This window comes from Leifsonia sp. NPDC056665 (assembly GCF_042791795.1).
Lineage (GTDB): Bacteria > Actinomycetota > Actinomycetes > Actinomycetales > Microbacteriaceae > Leifsonia.
This window is the reverse complement of record NZ_JBHTXK010000016.1, coordinates 65229-88764: the sequence shown is the minus strand read 5'-3', so window position 1 is coordinate 88764 and position 23536 is coordinate 65229. Positions and strand designations below refer to the sequence as shown.

Here is a 23536-nt window from a genome sequence, read left to right as displayed (position 1 = left end):
TCACACCTCGCTTTCGTTGCTGTCCGCGGGCGAATCGCCCGGGAGGATGTCTTCGACGGCCGCGGTCAGCAGACCGCGCCCGGCCGGGTCCACGACCCGGAAGTAGCTGTCGGCGGACGCGCCGCCGCTGGTGGTCCAGCCGAGCCGGAGCAGGCCGTCCCGCTCCACGACCCGGTCGATGGTCACCGTCGCAGCGCCGACGCCGGTGAGCGCCGTCGCCGGGATGAACACGGGCGGCTCCCCCGTGACGCGGAGCTGCACGCCGTCTCCGGAGACCTCCACGGTGCCCCGGCCGCGGTACGACAGCCCGGGCAGCGCCAGGCGCTCCAGCGGCTCGCCGGACTTGGTGGTGGCGACGTAGAGCACCTCGGCGGAGGCCGTCAGGGCCGCCACGCTCTCCGGCGCAGGGTAGCCGCCGCCCGCGGGGGCGTCGCGCCGGACGCGGCGGCGCCAGCCGACCAGCGCGAGGGCGAGCACGACGATGACGACGAGGATGATGCCGATGGTCGGCAGGAGCTTATCCACGGGCCGCCTCCAGCTCCTCGACCACGGTGCCGTCGAGCACCGTCGCGTAGCCGCGGTGGAAGGTCGCCACCACCCGGCCCGGCAGTGTCATCGACAGGTAGGGCGAGTTGACGCCCTTGCCCGCGAGGTCGCCCGTCGAGAACTCCCGTGAGGCGGCCTGGTCGTAGAGGAACAGCTCGGCAGGAGCACCGGCCTCGACCGGGAGGCCGTGGCCGTCCAGCCGTCCGATCCTCGCCGGGGTCGCCGAGAGCACGCGGGCGATGTCGGTCCAGCCCAGGAGGCCGTTGTCGACGACCGAGGCCTGCACGACCGAGAGCGCGGACTCCAGCCCGACCATCCCGAACGCGGCGGCGTCCCACTCGCAGTCCTTGGACTCCACCGGGTGCGGCGCGTGGTCGGTCGCGACGATGTCGATCGTCCCATCCGCGAGGCCCGCGCGCAGCGCCTCCACGTCCTCCGCGCGGCGCAGCGGCGGGTTGACCTTGTAGCGGGCGTCGTAGCCGGAGGCGAGCTCCTCGGTCAGCAGCAGGTGGTGCGGCGTGACCTCGGCCGTGACGTCGACGCCGCGCGCCTTCGCCCAGCGGATGACGTCCACCGAGCCGGCGGTCGACACGTGGCAGACGTGCAGGCGCGAGCCGACGTGCTCGGCCAGGAGCACGTCGCGGGCGATGATCGACTCCTCGGCGACGGCCGGCCAGCCGGTCAGGCCCAGCTCGCCGGACAGCGCGCCCTCGTTCATCTGGGCGCCCTCGGTGAGCCGTGGCTCCTGCGCGTGCTGGGCGATCACGCCTCCGAACGCCTTGACGTACTCCAGCGCGCGGCGCATGAGCAGCGGGTCGGAGACGCACTTGCCGTCGTCGGAGAAGACCCGCACCTTCGCGCGGGAGTCGGCCATCGCGCCGAGCTCGGCGAGCCGCTCCCCCGCGAGTCCCACGGTCACGGCGCCGATCGGCTGGACGGTCGCGTAGCCCGCGGCCTCCCCCAGCCGGAGCACCTGCTCCACGACGCCGGCGGTGTCGGCGACCGGGGAGGTGTTCGCCATCGGGAAGACCGCCGTGAAGCCTCCCGCCGCGGCGGCGCGCGTCCCGGTCAGGACCGTCTCGCTCTGCTCGTAGCCGGGCTCGCGCAGGTGCGTGTGCAGGTCGACGAGGCCGGGCAGGGCGATCAGGCCGTCCGCGTCGATCACGGTCGCGCCGGAGACCTGGGCGTCAGCGCCGGTCGCGGCGATCCGGCCGTCGGAGAGCAGGAGGTCGGTGCGGGCGCCATCGGCCAGAGTCGCGCCGCGGATCAGGTACTTCTGGGTCATCACGCTCTCACTCATCGCACACCGTCATTCGTCTGCTGGCCGTCCCTGTGTCCATCGCTGTGTCCATCCTTGGGGCCGTCGCCACCGGAGAGCAGCAGATACAGTGCCGCCATCCGCACGGACACACCGTTGGCGACCTGCTCCCGCACCGTCGACCGCGGCGAGTCGGCGGCGGCCGCCGAGATCTCCAGCCCGCGGTTCATCGGTCCCGGGTGCATCACAATGCTATCGGCCCCGAGCCGGCCCAGCCGTTCGTCGTCGAGCCCCCAGCGCCGCGCGTACTCGCGCTCGGAGGGGAAGTAGGCCGCGTGCATCCGCTCGCCCTGGATGCGCAGCATCATCACGACGTCCGGCCCGGCGTCGATCGCCGCGTCCAGGTCGTAGCCGATCGAGGCCGGCCAGCTCGACACGTCGACCGGCAGCAGGGTGGGCGGCGCGACCAGCGACACCTGCGCGCCGAGCGTCTGCAGCAGCCAGACGTTGGAGCGGGCGACGCGGGAGTGCAGGATGTCGCCGACGATCGTCACGGTCACGCCGTCGAGGTCGTGCCCACGCGAGGCGCGACCGTGCAAGCGGCGCCGCATCGTGAACGCGTCGAGCAGCGCCTGGGTCGGGTGCTCGTGGGTGCCGTCGCCGGCGTTGAGCACGCCCGCGTCGATCCAGCCGCTGGTCGCGAGCGTCTGCGGGGCTCCGGAGGCGCTGTGCCGCACGACGACCGCGTCCGCGCCCATCGCCGCCAGCGTCTGCGCGGTGTCCTTCAGGCTCTCGCCCTTGGAGACGCTGGAGCCCTTGGCGGAGAAGTTGATGACGTCCGCCGAGAGCCGCTTCGCCGCCGCCTCGAACGAGATGCGCGTGCGGGTGGAGTCCTCGAAGAACAGGTTGACGACCGTCTTGCCGCGCAGGGTCGGCAGCTTCTTGACCTCGCGGTCCTGCACGTCCGCCATGTCCTCCGCGACGTCGAGCAGGGTGATCGCGTCGTCCCGCGAGAGTGTCTTGGTGCTGAGAAGGTGCCTCATGCTCCGGCCTCCTCGATGGTCCCCGACTCCGCGATGGTCCCGGACTCCTCGATGGTCACCGACTCCTCGCCGTCGATCTCGTCCAGCCGCACGAAGATGCGCTCGGAGGCGGCCGACGGCAGGTTCTTGCCCACGAAGTCCGCCCGGATCGGCAGCTCGCGGTGCCCGCGGTCGACCAGCACGGCGAGCCGGACGGCCCGCGGCCTCCCCAGGTCGCTGAGCGCGTCGAGCGCGGCGCGGATGGTGCGGCCCGAGAAGAGCACGTCGTCCACCAGGACGACGGTCCGCCCGTCGATCGACCCCGGCAGCGACGTCGGCTGCGGCGCCCGGGTGGGGTTCCGGGACAGGTCGTCGCGGTACATCGTCACGTCGAGGGAGCCGACGATGTCGTCGGGCGACGCGACCGAGTCCGGCTCGATCCGCTGGATGTTCGCGGCGATCCTCCGGGCCAGCACGACGCCGCGCGTCGGGATGCCCAGGATCACCAGCTCGTTCGTTCCCCGGTTGGACTCCAGGATCTCGTGGGAGATCCGAGTCAACGCCCGGGCGATGTCAGCCTGTTGCAGCACGATGCGCGCTGTCATGCCGACCTCCTTCCCCGCCTCACAGGACGGCTGTTAAAGGATGCCAATTGGGTCGAGCCTAGCAGGCTCGGCGCGGCTCACTGCCACAGCTCACCGGCCCAGCTCATCGGCCCAGGAAGCTCGCGAACTCCTTCTCGTCGCTGATCGAGCCGGTGTACTGCTTGCCGTTCACGAGCACCGTCGGCGTGCCCTGGATGTTGTCGAGCACCTTCTTGCCGTCCACCGTGATCGGTCCGCTCTGCGAGTGCGCCGTGTTCGCCTGCGCCCACGCCTGGTACGGTCCGCTGCGGTCGATGCAGCCCGAGATGTCGGTGATGCCGTGGTCCGTCGCGAGCTTGGCGAGCTGCTTGTCGGTCAGGCCGCTGGAGTTCTCCTCCGGCTGGTCCGCGAAGAGCGCCTGGTAGTACTCCAGCGTGCGCTCCGGCTCGTGCACGGCGACGCAGACGAGCGCAGCGGACGCCCGGGTGGAGTACCCGGTGCCGTTCGACGCGCGGTCCAGAAAGGTCAGCGGGTGCAGGCGGAGGGTGATCGAGCCGTCCTTCACCGCGTCGGCCAGCGTCGTGCCGTTCGACTTCTCGAACGCGCCGCAGACCGGGCACATCGGGTCGAACCAGAGGTCGACCTTCTTCGGGCCGGAACCGGCCGACACATAGCCGCCGTCGAAGTTCGCGGCGCCGTCCGTTCCCGTGGCGGGCTTCGCTGTCGCGACGGGGACGTTCGAGTTGCCGCCGAGCAGCGAGCAGGAGGCGACGCCAGCGGTCACCGCGATCGCGAGCACCGCTGCGGCGACGATCCGGCGCAGCCGGCCCGTCGCGGTCATGCGCGCTGAGGGCGGTTCTGCGCGATCTTCGCGAGCAGGCCGTTCACGAAGCCGGCCGAGTCGTCCGTCGACAGCACGGTCGCCGCCTCGACGGCCTCCGAGATGGCGACGCCGTCCGGCACCTCGTCGTTGAACAGCAGCTCCCACACGCCGATGCGCAGGATGGCGCGGTCGACGGCAGGCATGCGCGCCAGGGTCCAGCCCTGGGCGTACGTCTCGATCTGCTCGTCGATCTCGTCCTGGTGGTCGATCACGCCGTCCACGATCTCGCGCGCGTACAGCCAGGAGGCCTCACGCGTCGGCTCGTTGGCCGCGCGCTCCGCCTCGGCCGCCAGGGCCTGCGGCAGGGTGAGCTGACGCAGGTCGGCGCTGAACAGCACATCGAGGGCGCGCTTGCGCGCCTTGGTCCGGGCGCTCACTAGTCGTTGACGCGGCCCAGGTAGTCGCCCGTGCGGGTGTCGACCTTGACCTTGGTGCCGGTCTCCAGGAACAGCGGGACCTGGATCTGGTAGCCGGTCTGCACGGTCGCCGGCTTGGTGCCGCCGGTGGAGCGGTCGCCCTGCAGGCCCGGCTCGGTGTAGGTGATCTCCAGGACCACGGAGGCCGGCAGCTCCACGTAGAGCGGCGAGCCCTCGTGCAGCGCGACGGTCACGTTCTGGTTCTCCAGCATGAAGTTGGCGGCGTCGCCGACGACCGGGCCGGTGATGGTGAGCTGGTCGTAGTCGCTGGTGTCCATGAAGACGAAGTCGGCGCCGTCCTGGTACAGGTACTGGTACTCGCGGCGGTCGACGTTGGTGATATCGATCTTCGCGCCCGCGTTGTAGGTGCGGTCGACGGTCTTGCCGGTCGTGACGTTCTTCAGCTTCGTGCGGACGAACGCTCCACCCTTGCCCGGCTTGACGTGCTGGAACTCGATGACGCTCCAGAGCTGTCCGTCGATGTTGAGGACGATGCCGTTCTTGATGTCAGCGGTCGATGCCATGCGGGAGTTCCATTCGGTCTGCGGAAGTTACGGGTGGTATCGGCGCCCCTCGCCGTCCACGGCGGGCCCCGGCGTACGGAGCCCCAGAAGATTCTAGACGTCAGCGCGCGTTTCGGCGAATGAACGCCAGTGCGAGGCGGTACGACTCGAAGCCGAACCCGGCGATGACGCCGGTGGAGACGGCGCTGATGACGCTGGTGTGCCGGAACTCCTCGCGCGCGTGCGGGTTCGACAGGTGCACCTCGATGACGGTGCCGCCGGCCTTCGTCACGAGGGACACGGCGTCGCGCAGCGCGTACGAGTAGTGCGTCCACGCGCCCGCATTCAGGATGACCGGGGCGCCGGAGTCCGCTGCCTCGTGCAGCCAGCCCAGCAGCTCGCCCTCGACGTCGGTCTGACGCAGGTCGATGTCCAGCCCTGGAGCATCGGCGGCGAGCTGGGCGCGGAGGTCGTCGAGCGTCCCCGCGCCGTAGACGTCCGGCTCGCGGGTGCCGAGCCGGCCGAGGTTGGGACCGTTCAGGACGAGGACGGAAGTCATGCCGCTCACCCTACCGGCGCCTCGCCGTCGGTGAGCGGACGGACGCGCACCGCCGACCAGACGTCGTCCACGGCCACGTTGCTGATCGGCCGCCAGCCGAACGCGCCGGCCTCGCGGATGAAGGTGTCCCTGTTGAAGTCGGCCCTGCCGCCCTTCGGGTACAGGAACCAGACGGCACGGGCGCCGGAGAGCGCGGGCAGCTCGGTCTGGAACTGCGTCATCAGCTCGTTGCGGGTGCGCACGAACGTGACGGAGACGGCGGCCTCGGCCGGCCCGACCTCGGTCACGCCGTCCGGGAGTGCGCCGATCGCCGCGCGCTCGTCCTCGCCCGCCCCGACGAGGCTCAGGGCGTCGCCCTCCTTCAGGAGCAGCTTCTGCGCGATCGTCCTGGCCATCAGGAGCCGATCTCCTGATAGGCGGCGAAGAGCAGGCTCTGGTCGGGACCGGCGAGGACGGTCGGCCGGCCGATGTCGTCCAGCACGATGAACCGCAGCAGGCTGCCGCGCGCCTTCTTGTCGCGCTGCATGCTCGCCAGCAGCGTCTGCCAGCGGCCGGCCGGGTAGCTTGTCGGCAGGGTGAGCGACTCCAGGATGCGGCGGTGCCGGTCGACGGCCTCGTCGCTCAGCCGCCCGCTCAGCCGGCCGAGCTCGGCGGCGTAGACCATCCCGACGGAGACGGCCGCGCCGTGCCGCCACTGGTAGCGCTCGGCGTGCTCGATCGCGTGCCCGAGGGTGTGGCCGTAGTTGAGGATCTCGCGGAGCCCCTGCTCGGTGAAGTCCTCGCCGACCACGCGCGCCTTGATGCCGATCGACAGCTCGACCAGGCGGCGGAACTCCGGCGACTCCGGGTCGGTGGCGACGTCGACGTCCCGCTCGATGATGTCCAGGATCTCCGGCTCGGCGATGAAGCCGTACTTGACGACCTCGGCGAAGCCCGCGAGCAGCTCGTTGCGGCCGAGGGAGGTGAGCGTGTCGAGGTCGCAGACCACGGCGGCCGGCGCGTAGAAGGCGCCGACCAGGTTCTTGCCCTCGGCGGTGTTGATGCCGGTCTTGCCGCCCACCGCGGCGTCCACCATGCCGAGCACCGTCGTCGGCACCTGGATCAGCTTCACGCCACGCAGCCAGGTCGCGGCGACGAAGCCGGCCAGGTCGGTGACGGCGCCGCCGCCGAAGCCGATCACCGCGTCGGAGCGGGTGAAGTCGGCCTGGCCCATGATGCCCCAGAGGAACGAGGCGACCTCGACGCGCTTGGCGGCCTCCGCGTCGGGGACCTCGGCGAGCAGCACCTCGTACGTGCCGAGCAGCGACTCGCGCAGCTCGGCCGCCGCGGCGCCGAGCGTGGGCGGGTGGACGACGAGCACCTTGCTCACCCCGGTGCCGAGGTGCGCGGCGAGGTCGAACCGGAGGCCGCGGCCGACGACGACCGGGTACGGGCTCGCCCCGGCGACGAGGATCTCGGTGGGCTGGTCGGTCATGACTCTCCTTGTTCGGTGCTCTGGCCGTGTGCAGTGCGGCCACTCTCCACCCAGCGGGCGATCTCTTCCACGATGGTGTCGATCGGCCGGGTCGACGTGTCCGCGGTGTAGTCCGCGAGCGACTCGTAGAGCGGGGTGCGCGCCGCCACGAGCCGCTTCCACGACTCCAGGTCGGTGACCAGCGGGCGCTTGCGGTTGGTGATCCGGGCGGCGATGGCCTCCGGACGCACGGTCAGCAGGACGACGCGGGTCGCGGCCAGGTCGGCCTGCGTGTCCGGGTCGAGCACCGCTCCCCCGCCCAGCGAGACGATGCCCGGCCGGGCGACGGCCTCCGCGACCGCAGCGCGCTCCAGCGCCCGGAAGTACGGCTCGCCGTGCTCCGCGAAGATCTCCGCGATGGCGCCGTGCCCGGCGACCACGACCGCGTCGGTGTCCACGAACGGGAGGCCGAGCCGCTTCGCCAGGCGCTTGCCCACGCGCGTCTTGCCCGCCGCCGGCGGGCCGATCAGGACGATCGTCACGGCACTCAGGCGTAGGGCGCGCTGACGCGCTCGGTCGCCAGGTTCTGCGGGATGGCGTCGAGGTAGCCGTGCAGGTTGCGCGCCGTCTCGGTCACCGAGTCGCCGCCGAACTTCTCCAGCACGGCGTTCGCGAGCACGAGCGCGACCATCGCCTCCGCGACCACACCGGCCGCGGGGACCGCACAGACGTCGGAGCGCTGGTGGTGCGCGGGAGCGGCCTCGCTGGTCGCGATGTCGATGGTCCGCAGCGCGTGCGGGACGGTCGCGATCGGCTTCATGCCCGCGCGGACGCGCAGCACGCCGCCGGTGCTCATGCCGCCCTCGGTGCCGCCGGCCTTGTCGCTGGTGCGCTGGATGGCGCCCTCCTCGGCCACGAGCTCGTCGTGCGCCTGCGAGCCGCGGCGGGTGGTCGTCAGGAAGCCGTCGCCGACCTCCACGCCCTTGATCGCCTGGATGCCCATGAGCGCCGCAGCGAGCTGGGCGTCGAGCCGGCGGTCCCAGTGCACGTGCGAGCCCAACCCCGGCGGGAGGCCGTAGGCGAGCACCTCCACGACGCCGCCGAGGGTGTCGCCCTCCTTGTGGGCGTCGTCGACCTCGGCGACCATCCGCTCGGAGGTGGCCGGGTCGAAGCAGCGCAGCGGGTCGGCGTCGAGCGTCGCGACGTCGGCGGGCGTGGGCAGCGGGGCGTCCTCCGGGACGCGGACCGGCCCGATGGACAGCGTGTGACTGACCAGCGTGATGCCGAGCTCGGCGAGGAACGAGCGCGCGACGGCGCCGAGCGCCACGCGGGCAGCGGTCTCCCTGGCGCTCGCGCGCTCCAGGATCGGGCGGGCCTCGTCGAAGCCGTACTTCTGCATGCCGACCAGGTCGGCGTGGCCGGGACGGGGACGCGTCAGCGCGGCGCCGCGACCGCCGGCGAGCTTCTCCGGGTCGACCGGCTCCGGGCTCATGACGTCGACCCACTTGGGCCACTCGGTGTTGCCGATGCGCAGCGCGATCGGGCTGCCGAGGCTCAGGCCGTGCCGGACGCCGCCGGAGACCTCCAGCGCGTCCTGCTCGAACTTCATCCGTGCACCGCGGCCATAGCCCAGCTTGCGGCGGGCGAGATCGGCGCGGACGGCGTCCAGGGAGACGGGCACCCCGGCAGGAAGTCCCTCCAGGACGGCGATGAGTTCGGGGCCGTGGGATTCCCCGGCCGTGAGCCAACGAAGCATGCTTCGATTCTGGCACAGCGGCAGGGCGGCTCCTCCCGGCATTACGGCCGGCGGCGGTGCTCCGCTACTCGGATTCGCCTTCCACGGAGCCGTCGCCGACCGGCGACCCCTCCGCGTCGATGCCGACCGCGGCGAGCATGGCCTCCAGCACGCCCTCCTCATCGGGGAGCGGCTGCAGCACGTCGCCGGAGACGAAGATGCGCACCTGCAGCAGCGCCTGCTGCGCGAGCATCGCCAGACCGGAGACGACCCGGCCGCCGACGGCCTGCCACGCCGACGCGAGAACGCTCGGCCACGGGTCGTAGGCGACGTCGAGCAGCACGGCAGCGCGGCGCGTCGAGTCGGTGTAGATCGCCTCGGTGGAGGCGCCGCCCGGCAGCGTGCTGATCACGAGCTGCGGCACGTCCAGCGACCGGTCGGCCTGCGCGAACGACCGGATGCGGATCCTCAGCCCGAGCTGGTGGGCCAGCGGCTCCAGCCAGACGCTCTTCTGCAGGTCGCGCACGTGCACGTCCACCCGCTCGGCGCCGAGCTCGGCCGCGGCGACCAGCGCGGAGGCGGCGGTCGCTCCCCCGCCCAGGACGTGCACGTAGCGCGCCCCCTCCAGGCCGGCGGCGGACAGCGCCCGGACGATGCCCGCGACGTCGGTGTTGAAGCCGCTGATGTCGTCGCCGTCGAGCAGGACGGTGTTGGCCACGCCGGTCTGCTCCGCGACCCGGTCGGTCTCGGTCAGCAGTGGGATGACGGACTGCTTGAGGGGCATGGTCAGCGACAGCCCGCGCCACTCCTCGTCGAGGCCGTCGAGGAAGGCGGACAGGCCGGCCTCGCTGACGTCGAGCTGGTCGTACGACCAGTCCAGGCCGAGCGCGGCGTAGGCGGCACGGTGCAGGGCGGGCGACTTGGAGTGGCCGATCGGCGAGCCGAGGACGGCGAGGCGACGGGAGGCGGTGGGGGTGGGTGCCGGAACGGGCTCCTCGTCCAGCGGCTCCTCCTCGTCGGCGGCCCGCTCGGCCTCCGCGATCGCCGCTTCCTCGGCCTCCGCCTCGCGCTCGGCCTCCACCAGCTCGGCGATCAGCTCCTCGGCCGACGCCTCCGACACCCCGTTCTCGACGGCGTCGAGCGACTCCACGTCGCCCGACTCCTCGGCCTTCGCCGGCTTCGGTCGAGGGGCGCGCGACTTCGCGGCGGGCCGGGGCTTCGGTGCGTCACTCATAGCCGGGGTTGTCCTTCATCCATTGCTGCCATTTCGCAACCGCCGCGTCGTGCTCCGCCTGGGTGGTCGAGAAGATCGTCTCACCGGTCTTGAGATTCCAGGTCACGAAGTACATCCAGGGCCCGGTCGCCGGGTGCGTCACCGCGTTCAGCGCGAGGTCGCCCGGGTTCGAGATCGGCCCGACCGGGAGGCCGGGGTGCGCGTACGTGTTGTACAGGTTCGACGCGTCCGCGCGCTCGGCGTCGGTGGTCGTCACCCGGTCGGTGTGCCCGGTTCCGTAGGCGACGGTCGCGTCGGACTGCAGGTCCCAGCCCTGCGCGAGCCGGTTGAGGAACACGCGCGCGACCTTCGGGTAGTCGTCCTTCAGCCCGGCCTCGCGCTGCACGATGGAGGCGAGGATGACGTCGTTCCAGCGGTCGGCGACCGGCACGCCCGCCTGGTCGAGCGCCTCGAAGGACCGGTCCACCATCGTCTTGATCGCATCGTGCGCGGTGACGCCGGGCGCGAACGTGTAGGTCGCCGGGAACAGGAAGCCCTCGAGCGTCTTCGCCTGGGCAGGCAGCCCGAAGTCCGCCGGGTTGGCTGCGGCCTGCTGCAACTGGGCGAGCGGGATCTTCGTGGCGGTCGCCACGGTCTGCAGCGCGTCCTTCTCCGCCGTGCCCTCCGGGATCACCGCGGTGTTCTGCAAGCGGGAGGACGGGCTCTGCAGCGCCGCGAGGGCGGCCTTCGCGCTCATCTGCTTCGCCAGCTTGAAGACGCCGGGCTGCCAGACGATCTGCGGCTGCTGGTGCAGCAGCAGCGAGTAGAACGCGGTGTAGCTCTTGGTCACGCCCGCCTTCTGCAGGTTGGTCGCGATCGCGCTGCCGTCGTCGCCCGACTTGATCGTGAACGTCACCGAGCCGGTGCCGTTGCCCGTGTAGTCGTCGTTCTGCGGCATGACCTTCGTCACGAGCGCGGCGACCTGCGGCTGGAACGCCATGAAGCCCCCGGTAGCGAGGCCGCCGAGGACCAGGATGACGACGAGGGTGATGACGAGCCGCTTCAGCCAGCGCCGTTTGCGCTTGGGCGGCTCGTGCGAGAGGTAGTTCTGCTGGCGCCAGGCAAGCGGCGAGTCGCCACGCCCTCCCGCGGACGCGTCAGCGCGGTCGGCAGCGTGGTCGTCTGCGCCGTCGCCGACGAGGGACGCGAAGATCGCGTGCGCAGAGTCGTCGAACCGGCCGTGGTCGCCGGCCGCCGCGCCGTGGGCGGCCTCGTGGCGCGCAGTCGCGCCGACCGGCTCCCGCTCGGAGCGCGCCGCGTCGACGGGCACGGGTCCGGTCCCAACGGAGTCGAAGTCCAGCCCGTTCAGGGTCTCGCGGTTCGACAGGGTCTCGGCGGGAGGCGGCGTCCACGGCCCGGGAGTCTGCGGGTTGCGGGTGTCGTCGACGGGCGCCGGCCGGTCCGCGGGCGGTTGCGGAGCCTGTTGCCGAGGCTGCGCCTCCTGCTGAGCCTGCGCGGCCTGGGCCTCCTCGGCCTCCCTGGCCTGACGCGCCTCGCGCCGGGTCAGCGGCTGCTGCCGGTTCACGGCGGGGAAGACGGGGGGCTCCGGCTTCTCCTGCGGGTTCTGCGACAAACTAGGGTCCAATGCTCGGTTCGACGGGGTGGCCCGGCGGACGGCCTGAAGCGCGCTCCGCGTCGAGGGCGTGCTGCAAAATTATCGTGGCGGCCACCTGATCCACCACCGGACGCGCGCTTTTCGAGTTCTTGCCCGACGCCCGGAGCGCCGAGTGGGCCGAGACGGTCGAGAGCCGCTCGTCCACCAGTCGCACCGGGACGTCCACCTGGGCCTCGAGCGCTTCCGCGAAGGCGACGGCATCCGCCGTCGACGCGGTGTGCGCGCCCGAGAGCGCCAGAGGCAACCCGACGATAATCTCGAAAACTCCGAGTTCGGTCACAATCTCCCCGATCCGGCGCCGATCCGCAGCATCCTCGGAGCGTGCGACCGTCTCCACCGGGGTCGCCAGCATCCCGTGGAGGTCGGACCTGCTCACGCCGATCCGCACCTTCCCGACGTCGATGCCGAGCCGCACGCCCGTGCGCACGCGCTAGCCGATCGCCGAGACCACCGCGGACAGCGCGGCCGGGATCGCCTCGGCGTCCGTGCCGCCGCCCTGGGCGAGGTCGGCCTTGCCGCCACCGCCGCCGCCGAGCACGCCGGACGCAGTCTTGGCGAGCGCGCCCGCGTTCACGCCGGCGTCGCGCGCGGCCTGGTTGGTCGCCACGATCACGACGGGCTTGCCCGCCGCGCGCGCCGCGAGCGCGACCGCCGCAGCGTCCGAGCCGAGCCGCTCGCGGACGGTCGTCGCCAGCAGGCGCAGGTCGTCGGCCGAGTTGAGCGTGCCGGCGTCCTCCGCCACCACGGTGACGGCACCGCGTCGGGAGGCCGACTCCAGCAGCGCGGGAACCTTGTCGAGCACCGCGCGGGCCTCGAACGCCTGGATGCGCTTCTCGGCGGCCTTGAGGTTCGCCATCAGGTCCGCGATCTTCTCGGGGAGCTGCTCGCGCGGCGTCTTGAGCGCGCCGGAGAGCTGCGACACGATCGTGCGCTCGACGGCGAGGTCCTGGAAGGCCTCCAGGCCGACCAGCGACTCGACGCGGCGGTTCGTGGAGCCGACGGACGACTCGCTCACCAGGTTGATCATGCCGATCTCGGCGCTCGAGGTCACGTGCGTGCCCGCGCAGAGCTCGCGCGACCAGGGGCCGCCGATGTCGACCACGCGCACGACGTCGCCGTACTTCTCGCCGAACAGGGCCATCGCGCCGAGCGCCTTGGCCTCCGCCAGCGGCAGTTCGCGCGTCGTCACCTGGAGGTTGTCGCGGATCGCGTTGTTGGAGATCTCCTCGATCTCGCTGCGGGTCTCCGGGGACAGCGCCTGGTTCCAGGAGAAGTCGAGACGCAGGTAGCCGGCCTTGTTGAACGAGCCGGACTGGTGCGCGTTGGAGCCGAGCACCTGGCGGAGCGCCGCGTGGATGATGTGCGTGCCGGAGTGCGCCTGCTTGGCGCCGCGCCGGTACTCCGCGTCCACGAGGCTGGTCGCCGGGGAACCGACGCCGACCTCGCCGCTGCGGACCAGCACCGTGTGGCTGATCAGGCCCTTCACGGGCTTCTGGACGTCGAGCACGTCGAGCTCGTAGCCCGGGCCGACGATCGTGCCCGCGTCGGCGTCCTGGCCGCCGGACTCGGCGTAGAGCGAGGTCGCACCGAGGATGATCTCCGCGACCTGGCCCTCGCGAGCGACACTCACGGACCGGCCGTCCACGATCAGGCCGAGCACGCTCGACTCCGTCTCCAGGTCGGTGTACCCGGTGAAGACCGTCTCGCCCTGCGCGCGGAACGCGCTGTAGACCGACAGGTCGGCGAGGGCCGTCTTCTTCGCCTTGGCGTCCGCCTTCGCGCGGGCGCGCTGATCGGCCATGAGCGTGTCGAACGCGGCGCGGTCGACGCGGAGGCCGGCCTCCTCCGCCATCTCCAGGGTCAGGTCGATCGGGAAGCCGTAGGTGTCGTGCAGGAGGAACGCGGTGTCGCCCGCGAGCTCGTCCTTGCCCGCGCCCTTGGTGTTCGCGACGGCCGTGTCGAGGATGCTCGTGCCGGACACGAGGGTGCGCAGGAAGGTCTCCTCCTCCGCGTAGGCGAGCTGCGACGTGCGCGAGAACTCGGCCTCCACCTCCGGGTACGCCGCCTTCATGGCGTCGCGGGAGGCGGGGAAGAGCGCGGGGAAGGTCGCGGTCTCGACGCCCAGGAGGCGCATCGCGCGCACCGTGCGGCGCAGCAGGCGGCGCAGCACGTAGCCGCGGCCCTCGTTGGACGGCGTCACGCCGTCGGTCATCAGCATGAGCGCGCTGCGGACGTGGTCGGCGACCACGCGCAGGCGCACGTCGTCCTCATGCGCCTCGTGGCCGTACGGCTTGGCCGCCAGCTCGGCCGCGCGGTCGAGCACCGGGCGGACCTGGTCGATCTCGTACATGTTGTCGACGCCCTGCTTGATGAACGCGACGCGCTCCAGGCCGAGGCCGGTGTCGATGTTCTTCTTCGGCAGGTCGCCGAGGATGTCGAAGTCCTTCTTGCCGGTGCCCTCGCCGCGCAGGTACTGCATGAAGACGAGGTTCCAGATCTCGACGTAGCGGTCGTCGTCCGTCGCCGGGCCGCCGTCGATGCCGTAGGCGGGGCCGCGGTCGAAGAAGATCTCCGAGCAGGGACCCGCCGGGCCGGGCTGGCCGGTCGACCAGTAGTTGGTGTCCTTGCCGAGGCCCTGAATGCGCTCGGCCGGGAGGCCGGCGACGCGGGTCCAGATCTCCCGGGCCTCGTCGTCCTCCTCGTACACGGTGACCCAGAGGTCCTTCGGGTCGAAGCCGAGGCCGCCCTCGTCCTCGGACAGGGTGAGGAGGTCCCAGGCGAACGTGATCGCCTGCTCCTTGAAGTAGTCGCCGAACGAGAAGTTGCCGCACATCTGGAAGAACGTGCCGTGGCGGGGGGTCTTGCCGACCTCCTCGATGTCCAGCGTGCGGATGCACTTCTGGACGCTCGTCGCGCGCGGGAACGGCGCGGGGACGACGCCCGTCAGGTACGGGACGAAGGGCACCATCCCGGCGACCGTGAAGAGCAGCGACGGGTCGTCGCTGACCAGCGAGGCGGACGGGACGACGGTGTGACCGCGCGTGGCGAAGAAGTCGAGCCAGCGGCGGTGGATTTCAGCAGTCTGCATGGTTTCCGGTCGATCGAGGGGTGGAACGAGGAGACGATGGCGTCAGGAGATGTCGACGTAAGAAGAGGGGCGGCGGATCAGTCGCCGTCGATGGCCGACCGCAGCTCGGCCTCGCGCTGGCGGTACCCGTCGGAGACGGCCTCCCCGAAGTCGCGCGCCTTCTTGTCGAGCGTGCCGAAGAACTCGCGACCCTTTTGGGTCTCGTTGACCTTGTGGGCGACGACGAAGCCGACAGCCACGCCGATCAGGAGCCACAGGAAACTCTTCATTGCCGGATCTTCCCTCCCTGGTTGCGCGCGCTCAGCGCACTCGCGCAAGTCTAGTCCGACTGGCGTCGGGAACGCCGGGAGGCCCCCGGCACCCGGAGGGCGGCGCGGACGGCCGCGCTGAAGCCCGCCAGCTTGATCAGCGGACCGCCGACCGTCGCGGCGAACAGCGCCACCAGCGCCGACACGTTGCCCGTGACATCCGCGACGTTCTTGGTGATCGTGTCGACTCGCGCGAGCTGCTTGTTCGTCTCCTGCAGCGTGGTCGCCGTCTCCTCCAGGATCGGCGTGATGCCGTCGCTGGCCTCCTTGATGGCGTCGCGGGTGGAGTCGAGCACGCGACCGAGCTTCAGCAGCGGAACGGCGATGAATCCGACCAGGACGGCGAACACGGCCGCCGCGATCAGTCCTGCGATGTCGCCTCCGGACATGACGGCCCCCTCCATTCCGTGACGGGCATACGACCCCCAGCGTACGGGAAACCCGTCCCGGATGGACCCGGAGAAACGAGAAACGGGGCCGCGGCCGAAGCCGCGACCCCGTTCTGCGGGAGTCTGTCGCTCGCCTTAACGGGCGGCGTAGTACTCGACGACGAGCTGGACCTCGCAGGTGATGGGCACCTCGGCGCGCTTCGGGCGGCGCACGAGGCGGGCCTGGAGCTTGTCGATCTCGACATCGAGGTAGGCCGGAACCTTGGGCAGGACGTCGACGTGACCGCCGGCGGCCGCGACCTGGAAGGGCTCGGTGCCCTCGGAGCGGGCCTTGACGTGGATGAGCTGACCCGGCTTCACGCGGAAGGACGGGCGGTCGACGAGCTTTCCGTCGACGAGGATGTGACGGTGCACGACGAACTGGCGGGCCTGCGAGATCGTGCGGGCGAAGCCGGCGCGGAGCACCAGGGCGTCGAGGCGCATCTCGAGGAGCTCGACCAGGTTCTCACCGGTCAGGCCGGCGGTGCGGCGGGCCTCTTCGAACGCGATACGGACCTGCTTCTCGAGGATGCCGTACTGGGCGCGCAGACGCTGCTTCTCGCGCAGACGAACGGCGTAGTCGGAGTCGGCCTTGCGCTTGGTGCGGCCGTGCTCACCCGGAGCGTACGGGCGCTTCTCCATGTAGCGGGCCGCCTTCGGGGTCAGGGCGATGCCCAGAGCGCGCGACTCGCGGGTCTTGCTGCGGGAACGTGAAGACACGATTTCCTTTCGGTTTTCTCTCTACGAATGTTGGTCGCAGTGCACGCAGGGGCGCACTGCGCAGGGTCTTTCACCTGCAAGAGAGAGGGATTGACGCCAGGGACGCCCGGCTAAAGGGCCTGTCCCGTCGAAAGCGTGTCCCGGGCAGCCGCACCCTGAACACGCTTCTAGGCCACACGATTCTAGCAGAACCGCATCAGCGTCCGCGCACGATGCGGCGCAGCTTCGCCAGGCGCGCTGCGACGTCGCGCTCGTTGCCGTGCTCGGTCGGCGCGTAGTAGGTCGTGTCGGCCAGTTCGTCGGGCAGGTACTGCTGCTGGAGCACCCCGAGCGCGTCGTCGTGCGGGTACTTGTAGCCCTTGCCGTGGCCGAGTCGCTTGGCGCCGGGATAGTGCGCGTCGCGGAGGTGCTTGGGCACCCTCCCGATCTTGCCTGCGCGCACGTCGGCGATCGCCGCGTCGAGCGCCATGTAGGCCGCATTCGACTTGGGGGCGGTGGCGAGGTGGACGACGGCCTGCGCGAGCGGGATGCGCCCCTCCGGCATCCCGATGTACTGCACAGCGTCGGCGGCGGCGATGGCCACTACGAGGGCCTGCGGGTCGGCCATCCCGATGTCCTCCGACGCCGAGACGATGATTCTGCGGGCGATGAATCGCGGGTCCTCCCCCGCCTCGATCATCCGCGCCAGGTAGTGCAGCGCCGCGTCGACGTCCGAGCCGCGGACCGACTTGATGAAGGCGCTGATGACGTCGTAGTGCTCGTCGCCGTTGCGGTCGTAGCGCAGCAGCGCGCGGTCGACCGCCTGCGCCACGAGCTCCGCCGTGATCACCGGCTTCTTCTTGGAGGTCGCGGGCGTGACCGACGCGGCCGTGACGGAGGCGGCCTCCAGCGCGGTGAGGGCCCGCCGGGCGTCGCCGGACGCCAGCCGGATGAGGGCGGCGCGCGCCTCGTCGTCCAGCGTGTACTGGCCGCCGAGGCCGCGGTCGTCGGACACCGCCCGGTCGACCACGACGCCGAGGTCCTCGTCGCTCAGCGTCTCGAGCGTGAGCAGGAGCGAGCGCGAGAGGAGGGGCGAGATCACGGAGAACGACGGGTTCTCCGTGGTGGCGGCGACCAGGATGACCCAGCCGTTCTCCACGCCGGGCAGGAGGGCGTCCTGCTGCGCCTTGGTGAAGCGGTGGATCTCGTCGAGGAAGAGGACGGTCGACACTCCGTACAGGTCGCGGGTCGACAGCGCCTCGTCCATCACCAGGCGGACGTCCTTGACACCCGCGGTGACGGCGGACAGCTCCACGAACCGCCGGCCGGACGAGTGCGCGATGGCCTGCGCCAGCGTGGTCTTGCCGGTGCCGGGAGGCCCCCACAGGATGACGGAGACGGAGCCGGACTGCCCGTCCTTGTCGGAGGCCAGCGCGACCAGCGGAGACCCGGGCCGCAGCAGATGGCGCTGCCCGGCGACCTCGTCCAGCGACTTCGGCCGCATGCGCACGGCGAGAGGCGTCGCTCCCGTCCGGAGCCCAGGTTGCACGTCGACCACCCGACAAGAGTAGTCGCCGCCACCGACATCGGTGTCCGCCCGGGCGAGGCCGCCACCGGCGCGTGGGTTTGGGCGCTCATAGCCACGCCGGATAAGGTTCGTGCAGCATCCATCCCGCCGCGGCATCCGTCGGCGCGGTGGCATCCATCCCCCGCTCGACGGCGCCCCCGGAGGACAGACGTGGCACCCAGCAAGCAGAACGACCGCGAAGCGCGACAGGCTCGCGAGCGCCTCCGCGCCTATCAGGCGCGGCAGACGGTGCACGAGGAGAAGGTCAAGCGCCGCAAGCGGGACAACTGGGTCGCCGGGATCGCCGTGTTCGTGATCGTCCTGCTGGCGGTCGGCACGCAGCTCCTCTTCTTCGCGAAGCCCGCCGCCACGAGTGCGTCGGCCTCCCCGTCGCCCTCCTCCGCGTCGCCCTCCCCGTCGTCGTCCGCCGCAGCAGGCGTCCCGTCGAAGAGCATCGCGGAGGGCCGCACCTGGACGGGCGACCTCACGATCAACGGCATCAAGCTCGGCGTCTCGCTCGACGGCGCCGCCGCGCCGCAGGCGGTCTCCTCGACCATCTCGCTGACGCAGAAGAAGTTCTACGACGGGCTCACCTGCCACCGCCTCACCAACGGCGGCTTCTACGTGCTGCAGTGCGGCGACCCGAACGGCGACGGCACCGGCGGCCCCGGCTACTCCTACGGCCCGGTCGAGAACGCGCCGAAGAACGACAAGTACCCGGCGGGCACCCTCGCGATGGCACGCCAGAGCGGCAACGCGAACAGCCAGGGCAGCCAGTTCTTCATCGTCTACAAGGACACCACCATCCCGTCCGACTCCGCCGGCGGCTACACCGTCATCGGGAAGATCACCAGCGGCCTCCCCACCCTGATCAGCGACGTCACCGACAAGGGCGTCCAGGGCGGCAGCACCGACGGCAAGCCCGCCGTCGCGACGAAGATCGACAGCTTCACGCTGCAGTGATCCCGGCGTGTGCAATAGGCTGATTCCCAACGTGGCACCGCAAGCAAGGTGAGGCTCTTGGCTACTTCTGAACAGCACCCCTGGGGTCGCGTCGATGAGACCGGCACCGTGTACGTCCGTGAGGGCGATGGCGAGCGCGCCGTCGGCGAGTACCCGGACGGCACTCCCGAGGAGGCGATCTCCTACTTCGAGCGCAAGTACAACGACCTCGCAGGCCAGGTCGGCCTCCTGGAGCAGCGCGCCCGCCGCGGCGCCCCGGCGGCCGACGTCGCCAAGTCGGTCGCGAGCCTGCGCACCGCAGTCGAGGGCGCGAACGCCGTCGGCGACCTCCCGTCGCTGATGACCAGGCTCGACGCGCTCGGCGGCACCGTCGAGGAGCTCACCGAGCAGCAGAGCGCCGAGGCCAAGGCCGCGCTCGAGCAGGCCGTCGCCGACCGCACCGCGATCGTGGAGCAGGCGGAGGCCCTCGCCGCGCAGGACCCGGCCCGCACGCAGTGGAAGCAGACCACCGCCGAGCTCGACGCGCTCTTCGCGAGCTGGCAGGCCCACCAGCACGACGGCCCCCGGCTGCCGAAGAACGAGGCCAACGAGCTGTGGAAGCGGTTCCGCGCCGCGCGCTCGACCATCGAGCACAACCGCAAGGCGTTCTTCGCCGACCTGGACAACCAGCACCGCGACGTCCGCAGCCGCAAGAACGCGCTCATCGAGGAGGCCGAGCGCCTCGTGCCGCTCGGCGCCGACGGCGTGCCGGAGTACCGGCGCCTGCTCGACCAGTGGAAGCTGGCCGGCCGCGCGGGCAAGAAGAACGACGACGCACTGTGGGCGCGGTTCAAGGCGGCAGGCGACGCGATCTACTCGGCCAAGGCCGAGGTCGACGCGCGCGACAACGTCGAGTACGAGGAGAACCTCACGCTCAAGCTCGGGCTGCTCGAGGAGGCGGAGCCGCTCCTGAAGGAGAAGGACCGCGAGACCGCGCGCACCAAGCTGCTCTCCATCCAGGAGCGCTGGGACGCCATCGGCCGCGTGCCGCGCGACCAGGTGCGCCCCATCGAGGACCGCCTGCGCAAGGTCGAAGCCTCCGTGCGCCGGCTGGACGAGGAGCACTGGGAGCGCAACAACCCGGAGAAGAAGGCGCGCTCCGAGGGGCTGGCCAGCCAGCTCAACGCGGCGATCGCCAAGCTGGAGCAGGAGCTCGAGGATGCCAAGGCCAGCGGCGACTCCGCCAAGGTCAAGGCCGCCCAGGAGGCTCTCGACGCCCGCAAGGTGTGGCTGGACGCACTCGGCTGAGGCCTGGTCGGCGGCGGCGGGTTTGTTCTCCACAGCCCGCGTGATCGGGTGAGTACTCCACGGATTCGCCGCTGGCCGTCCACGAGGGTTGCGACCGGCGGAGGCTGGACGCATGACAACAGCGCTCCCTCTCCTCCTCGACCGTGACGTCCTCCCGCTCGCCGAGCTCTTCTCGCTCGTGCTCGACGGGCAGCTCTACCGGGTCGGCGACGCGTTCGCCACCACCGACATCCCCGACACCCCCTCGCTGCGCGCGCACGCGTTCGCGGCACACCGGCCGGGAAGCGCGGTCGCCGATCGCGGCACCGCGGCCTGGATCCACGGCACGCGCTCGGCGCCGCCGTCACGACCTCAGGTCTGCATCGACCGCAGGCGCCGCGGTCGCGTCCCACCCGACTTCGACGCGCACCAGCACCGGCTGGGAGCCGGCGAGGTCGTCGAGCTGAGCGGCGTGCTGGTCACGGCGCCGCTGCGCACGGCCGCCGACCTGATGCTGACGCTCCCCCGGTTCGGCCATCACGAAGCCCTGGAGGTACGTCACCTGCTCGACCTCGGGCGCGCCTCGCCCGACCGGCTCGGCGCCCACCTCGCCCGGTCACGCCGGCACGGGGCGACGCGGGCGCTCACCCGGATGTCCGTGGTCGAGCGCACGGAGCTCCCGGCCCCGGTCAGCCGGCGCTGACCCTGTACACGTCGTAGACGCCGTCGATCCGACGCACGGCGTTGAGCACACGGTCGAGGTGGGTGGTGTCGCCCATCTCGAACACGAAGCGGCTCAGCGCCAGCCGGTTGCTCGACGTCGTGACCGTCGCAGAAAGGATGTTGACATGGTGCTCGGACAGCACGCGCGTGACGTCGGAGAGCAGTCCGGAGCGGTCCAAGGCCTCCACCTGGATCTGCACCAGGAAAACGCTCTTCGAGCTCGGCGCCCACTCCACGTCGATCATGCGGTCGGGCTCCTGCAGCAGCGACTGCACGTTGTGGCAGTTCGCCTGGTGCACGGAGACGCCTTGACCGCGCGTCACGAAGCCGACGATCGGGTCGCCAGGCACCGGCGTGCAGCACTTGGCGAGCTTCACCAGGATGTCGGGCGCACCGCGCACGAGCACGCCGGAGTCGCTGTTGCGCAGCTGCTTGGGCCGGCCCTTGACCGGGATGTCCAGCTCGCCGTCGGACTCGACCTCGCTCTGCAGCGAGGCGACGATCTTCTCGATCACCGACTGCGTCGAGATGTGGCCCTCGCCGACGGACGCGTACAGCGACGAGACGTCGGGGTGCTTGAGCGAGGACGCGACCTCCACGAGGGCGTCCTGCGTCATCAGCTTCTGCAGCGGCAGGTTCTGCTTGCGCATCGCCCGCGCGATGGCGTCCTTGCCCTGCTCGATCGCCTCGTCCCGGCGCTCCTTGGTGAACCACTGGCGGATCTTGTTGCGGGCCCGCGGGCTCTTGACGAAGTTCAGCCAGTCCTGGCTCGGACCGGAGTCCGGGTTCTTGGAGGTGAAGATCTCCACCACGTCGCCGGTGGAGAGCGTGCTCTCCAGCGGCACCAGGCGGCCGTTCACCTTGGCGCCCATCGTGCGGTGGCCGACCTCGGTGTGCACGGCGTAGGCGAAGTCCACCGGGGTCGCACCAGCCGGCAGGCCGATCACGCGGCCCTTCGGCGTGAAGACGTAGACCTCCTTCGCGCCGATCTCGAACCGCAGCGAGTCCAGGAACTCCGACGGGTCGGCCGTCTCGGCCTGCCAGTCGGAGATGTGCGCGAGCCAGGCCAGGTCGGTGTCCACCTTGCCCGGGCCGCCGGTGCTCTTGCCGGTGGTCTGCTCCTTGTACTTCCAGTGCGCAGCGACACCGAACTCGGCCCGCTGGTGCATCTCCTCGGTGCGGATCTGGATCTCGACCGGGCGGCCCTGCGGACCGATCACCGTCGTGTGCAGCGACTGGTACAGGTTGAACTTCGGGGTGGCGATGTAGTCCTTGAAGCGGCCGGGCATCGGCGTCCAGCGCGCGTGGATGGAGCCGAGCACCGCATAGCAGTCGCGCACCGTGTTGACGAGCACGCGGATGCCGACGAGGTCGTAGATGTCGTCGAACTCGCGGCCGCGCACGACCATCTTCTGGTAGATCGAGTAGTACTGCTTGGGCCGGCCGACCACCTTGCCGCGGATCTTCGCGGTCTTCAGGTCGTCGTTGATCGCGTCGATCACCTGCTGCACGAGCCGCTCGCGCTCGGGGGTGCGCTGCTTCACCAGGCTCTCGATCTCGGCGTAGAGCTTGGGATACAGCACGGCGAACGAGAGGTCTTCCAGCTCCCACTTGATGGTCTGGATTCCGAGCCGGTGAGCGAGGGGCGCGTAGATCTCGAGGGTCTCCGTCGCCTTGCGCGTGGCGTTCGCCGCGGGGACGAAGCCCCAGGTGCGGGCGTTGTGCAGGCGGTCGGCCAGCTTGATGATCAGCACGCGGATGTCCTTCGACATCGCGACGATCATCTTGCGGACGGTCTCGGCCTGCGCGCTGTCGCCGTACTTGACCTTGTCGAGCTTGGTGACGCCGTCCACCAGCATCGCGATCTCGTCGCCGAACTGGTCGCGCAGCTCGTCCAGCGTGTAGGCCGTGTCCTCCACCGTGTCGTGCAGCAGGGCGGCGGCGATGGTCTTGGCGCCGATCCCGAGGTCGGCGATGATCTGCGCGACGGCGACCGGGTGGGTGATGTACGGCTCGCCGGAGCGGCGCTTCTGGCCGTCGTGGGCGCGCTCGGCGACCGCGTAGGCGCGCTCGATGAGCGAGAGGTCGGCCTTCGGGTGGTGCATGCGCACCGTGCGGATCAGGGTGTCGACGGCGCCGGCGGGCTGGGCGCGGGAGAAGATCCGCGGCACGAGACGGCGCAGCGAGGCGGACTGCGGTGTCGTCGTGTCAACCATCTGCTCGCCTCCTGTCGTCCATTATCGCCGCTGTTCGTGCCTTCCCGTTCACGGGGGCGGCGCGACCGACGCTCAGGCGGACGCTCCCGGGGGTCCACCGGGGTCGGAGACCGGTCCGCCGGAGGCCTGCCAGGCGAGCATCCCGCCCGCGACGTTGGCCGCCGGATAGTCCGCTTGCAGCAACGCGTCGGTCACCGTCCGCGACCGGCCGCCGACGGCGCAGATCACCAGGATCTGCTCGTCCTCCGGCAGCTCGTGCTGGCGCTGGCCGAGCTCCCCCATGGGGATGTGGTGGGCGGCAGGGGCGTGACCCGACTCCCACTCGTGGTCCTCGCGGACGTCGAGCAGCCAGGCCGCCCCGGCGTCCACGAGCTCGCGCGCACGCGCGGCAGTCACCTCGTCCTCCGACAGGTAGCGACCGCTCATGCGCC

General features: G+C 71.1%; 25 protein-coding genes. 3 read left to right on the top strand and 22 right to left on the bottom strand.

The annotated features are described in order from the left end of the window. The 20 genes from ACFQ9V_RS15020 to ACFQ9V_RS14925 form a co-directional block, all read right to left on the bottom strand. Window positions 1–525 (bottom strand): hypothetical protein, encoded by a 525-nt coding sequence (locus tag ACFQ9V_RS15020; RefSeq protein ID WP_382459923.1) that lies wholly within the window; start codon window positions 523–525, stop codon window positions 1–3. Continuing rightward, on the bottom strand, window positions 518–1846 hold the full coding sequence (locus tag ACFQ9V_RS15015) for a dihydroorotase (RefSeq protein WP_382459922.1): 1329 nt from the start codon (window positions 1844–1846) through the stop codon (window positions 518–520). The genes ACFQ9V_RS15020 and ACFQ9V_RS15015 overlap by 8 nt, the downstream gene beginning before the upstream one ends. After that, the gene (locus tag ACFQ9V_RS15010; RefSeq protein ID WP_382459921.1) at window positions 1843–2847 is read right to left on the bottom strand and encodes an aspartate carbamoyltransferase catalytic subunit; all 1005 of its coding nucleotides are present in this window, start codon (window positions 2845–2847) and stop codon (window positions 1843–1845) included. Before ACFQ9V_RS15010 ends, ACFQ9V_RS15015 begins: the two co-directional genes overlap by 4 nt. After that, a complete protein-coding gene (gene pyrR / locus ACFQ9V_RS15005; RefSeq protein ID WP_382459920.1) occupies window positions 2844–3431 on the bottom strand; it encodes a bifunctional pyr operon transcriptional regulator/uracil phosphoribosyltransferase PyrR in 588 nt (195 codons plus the stop codon). The genes ACFQ9V_RS15010 and pyrR overlap by 4 nt, the downstream gene beginning before the upstream one ends. A gap of 103 nt (window positions 3432–3534) precedes the next feature. Beyond that, window positions 3535–4251: a DsbA family protein gene (locus ACFQ9V_RS15000; RefSeq protein ID WP_382459919.1), complete on the bottom strand. Its 717-nt coding sequence runs from the start codon at window positions 4249–4251 to the stop codon at window positions 3535–3537. Beyond that, window positions 4248–4670 (bottom strand): transcription antitermination factor NusB, encoded by a 423-nt coding sequence (nusB, locus tag ACFQ9V_RS14995; RefSeq protein ID WP_208039424.1) that lies wholly within the window; start codon window positions 4668–4670, stop codon window positions 4248–4250. The genes ACFQ9V_RS15000 and nusB overlap by 4 nt, the downstream gene beginning before the upstream one ends. Next, complete coding sequence (gene efp / locus ACFQ9V_RS14990) at window positions 4670–5233, bottom strand: elongation factor P (RefSeq protein ID WP_382459918.1); 564 nt, start codon at window positions 5231–5233, stop codon at window positions 4670–4672. Before efp ends, nusB begins: the two co-directional genes overlap by 1 nt. A 100-nt stretch (window positions 5234–5333) precedes the next feature. Further along, on the bottom strand, window positions 5334–5771 hold the full coding sequence (locus ACFQ9V_RS14985) for a type II 3-dehydroquinate dehydratase (protein ID WP_382459917.1): 438 nt from the start codon (window positions 5769–5771) through the stop codon (window positions 5334–5336). A gap of 5 nt (window positions 5772–5776) precedes the next feature. Next, the gene (locus ACFQ9V_RS14980; RefSeq protein ID WP_382459916.1) at window positions 5777–6166 is read right to left on the bottom strand and encodes a hypothetical protein; all 390 of its coding nucleotides are present in this window, start codon (window positions 6164–6166) and stop codon (window positions 5777–5779) included. Continuing rightward, a complete protein-coding gene (aroB, locus tag ACFQ9V_RS14975) occupies window positions 6166–7245 on the bottom strand; it encodes a 3-dehydroquinate synthase (RefSeq protein WP_382459915.1) in 1080 nt (359 codons plus the stop codon). The genes ACFQ9V_RS14980 and aroB overlap by 1 nt, the downstream gene beginning before the upstream one ends. After that, a complete protein-coding gene (locus ACFQ9V_RS14970; protein ID WP_382459914.1) occupies window positions 7242–7766 on the bottom strand; it encodes a shikimate kinase in 525 nt (174 codons plus the stop codon). Before ACFQ9V_RS14970 ends, aroB begins: the two co-directional genes overlap by 4 nt. Window positions 7767–7771: 5 nt before the next feature. Beyond that, a complete protein-coding gene (aroC, locus tag ACFQ9V_RS14965; protein WP_382459913.1) occupies window positions 7772–8980 on the bottom strand; it encodes a chorismate synthase in 1209 nt (402 codons plus the stop codon). 64 nt (window positions 8981–9044) lie between these two features. Beyond that, window positions 9045–10193, bottom strand: coding sequence for a shikimate dehydrogenase (locus tag ACFQ9V_RS14960; protein ID WP_382459912.1), 1149 nt, complete (start codon window positions 10191–10193; stop codon window positions 9045–9047). Next, window positions 10186–11805, bottom strand: a complete 1620-nt coding sequence (gene mltG / locus ACFQ9V_RS14955; RefSeq protein ID WP_382459911.1) for an endolytic transglycosylase MltG — start codon at window positions 11803–11805, stop codon at window positions 10186–10188. The genes ACFQ9V_RS14960 and mltG overlap by 8 nt, the downstream gene beginning before the upstream one ends. Before the next feature lies 1 nt (window position 11806). Further along, a complete protein-coding gene (gene ruvX / locus ACFQ9V_RS14950) occupies window positions 11807–12274 on the bottom strand; it encodes a Holliday junction resolvase RuvX (protein ID WP_382459910.1) in 468 nt (155 codons plus the stop codon). 3 nt (window positions 12275–12277) lie between these two features. Further along, window positions 12278–14935, bottom strand: a complete 2658-nt coding sequence (alaS, locus tag ACFQ9V_RS14945; protein ID WP_382459909.1) for an alanine--tRNA ligase — start codon at window positions 14933–14935, stop codon at window positions 12278–12280. Between the two features lie 77 nt (window positions 14936–15012). Continuing rightward, window positions 15013–15204 carry a hypothetical protein gene (locus ACFQ9V_RS14940; protein ID WP_382459908.1) on the bottom strand — a complete coding sequence of 64 codons (192 nt, stop codon included), beginning with the start codon at window positions 15202–15204 and terminating at the stop codon, window positions 15013–15015. A gap of 50 nt (window positions 15205–15254) precedes the next feature. Beyond that, window positions 15255–15632: a DUF948 domain-containing protein gene (locus tag ACFQ9V_RS14935; protein WP_370053753.1), complete on the bottom strand. Its 378-nt coding sequence runs from the start codon at window positions 15630–15632 to the stop codon at window positions 15255–15257. Window positions 15633–15767: 135 nt separating this feature from the next. Further along, window positions 15768–16394, bottom strand: coding sequence for a 30S ribosomal protein S4 (gene rpsD, locus ACFQ9V_RS14930; RefSeq protein ID WP_382459937.1), 627 nt, complete (start codon window positions 16392–16394; stop codon window positions 15768–15770). Between the two features lie 193 nt (window positions 16395–16587). After that, complete coding sequence (locus tag ACFQ9V_RS14925; RefSeq protein ID WP_370053755.1) at window positions 16588–17928, bottom strand: replication-associated recombination protein A; 1341 nt, start codon at window positions 17926–17928, stop codon at window positions 16588–16590. Window positions 17929–18108: 180 nt separating this feature from the next. Here ACFQ9V_RS14925 and ACFQ9V_RS14920 point away from each other — a divergent pair, with 180 nt between their 5' ends. The 3 genes from ACFQ9V_RS14920 (at window position 18109) to ACFQ9V_RS14910 (ending at window position 20869) form a co-directional block, all read left to right on the top strand. Continuing rightward, the gene (locus tag ACFQ9V_RS14920; protein ID WP_382459907.1) at window positions 18109–18900 is read left to right on the top strand and encodes a peptidylprolyl isomerase; all 792 of its coding nucleotides are present in this window, start codon (window positions 18109–18111) and stop codon (window positions 18898–18900) included. 57 nt (window positions 18901–18957) lie between these two features. Beyond that, window positions 18958–20187 carry a DUF349 domain-containing protein gene (locus tag ACFQ9V_RS14915; RefSeq protein ID WP_382459906.1) on the top strand — a complete coding sequence of 410 codons (1230 nt, stop codon included), beginning with the start codon at window positions 18958–18960 and terminating at the stop codon, window positions 20185–20187. A gap of 112 nt (window positions 20188–20299) precedes the next feature. After that, window positions 20300–20869 (top strand): hypothetical protein, encoded by a 570-nt coding sequence (locus ACFQ9V_RS14910; RefSeq protein WP_382459905.1) that lies wholly within the window; start codon window positions 20300–20302, stop codon window positions 20867–20869. Here ACFQ9V_RS14910 and ACFQ9V_RS14905 read toward each other — a convergent pair. Together ACFQ9V_RS14905 and ACFQ9V_RS14900 are read right to left on the bottom strand one after the other, a co-directional pair. After that, window positions 20856–23105, bottom strand: coding sequence for a bifunctional (p)ppGpp synthetase/guanosine-3',5'-bis(diphosphate) 3'-pyrophosphohydrolase (locus ACFQ9V_RS14905; RefSeq protein ID WP_345834838.1), 2250 nt, complete (start codon window positions 23103–23105; stop codon window positions 20856–20858). The two genes, ACFQ9V_RS14910 and ACFQ9V_RS14905, sit on opposite strands and share 14 nt — an antisense overlap. Window positions 23106–23177: 72 nt before the next feature. Next, a complete protein-coding gene (locus tag ACFQ9V_RS14900) occupies window positions 23178–23531 on the bottom strand; it encodes a rhodanese-like domain-containing protein (protein ID WP_382459904.1) in 354 nt (117 codons plus the stop codon). Window positions 23532–23536: the final 5 nt, after the last annotated feature.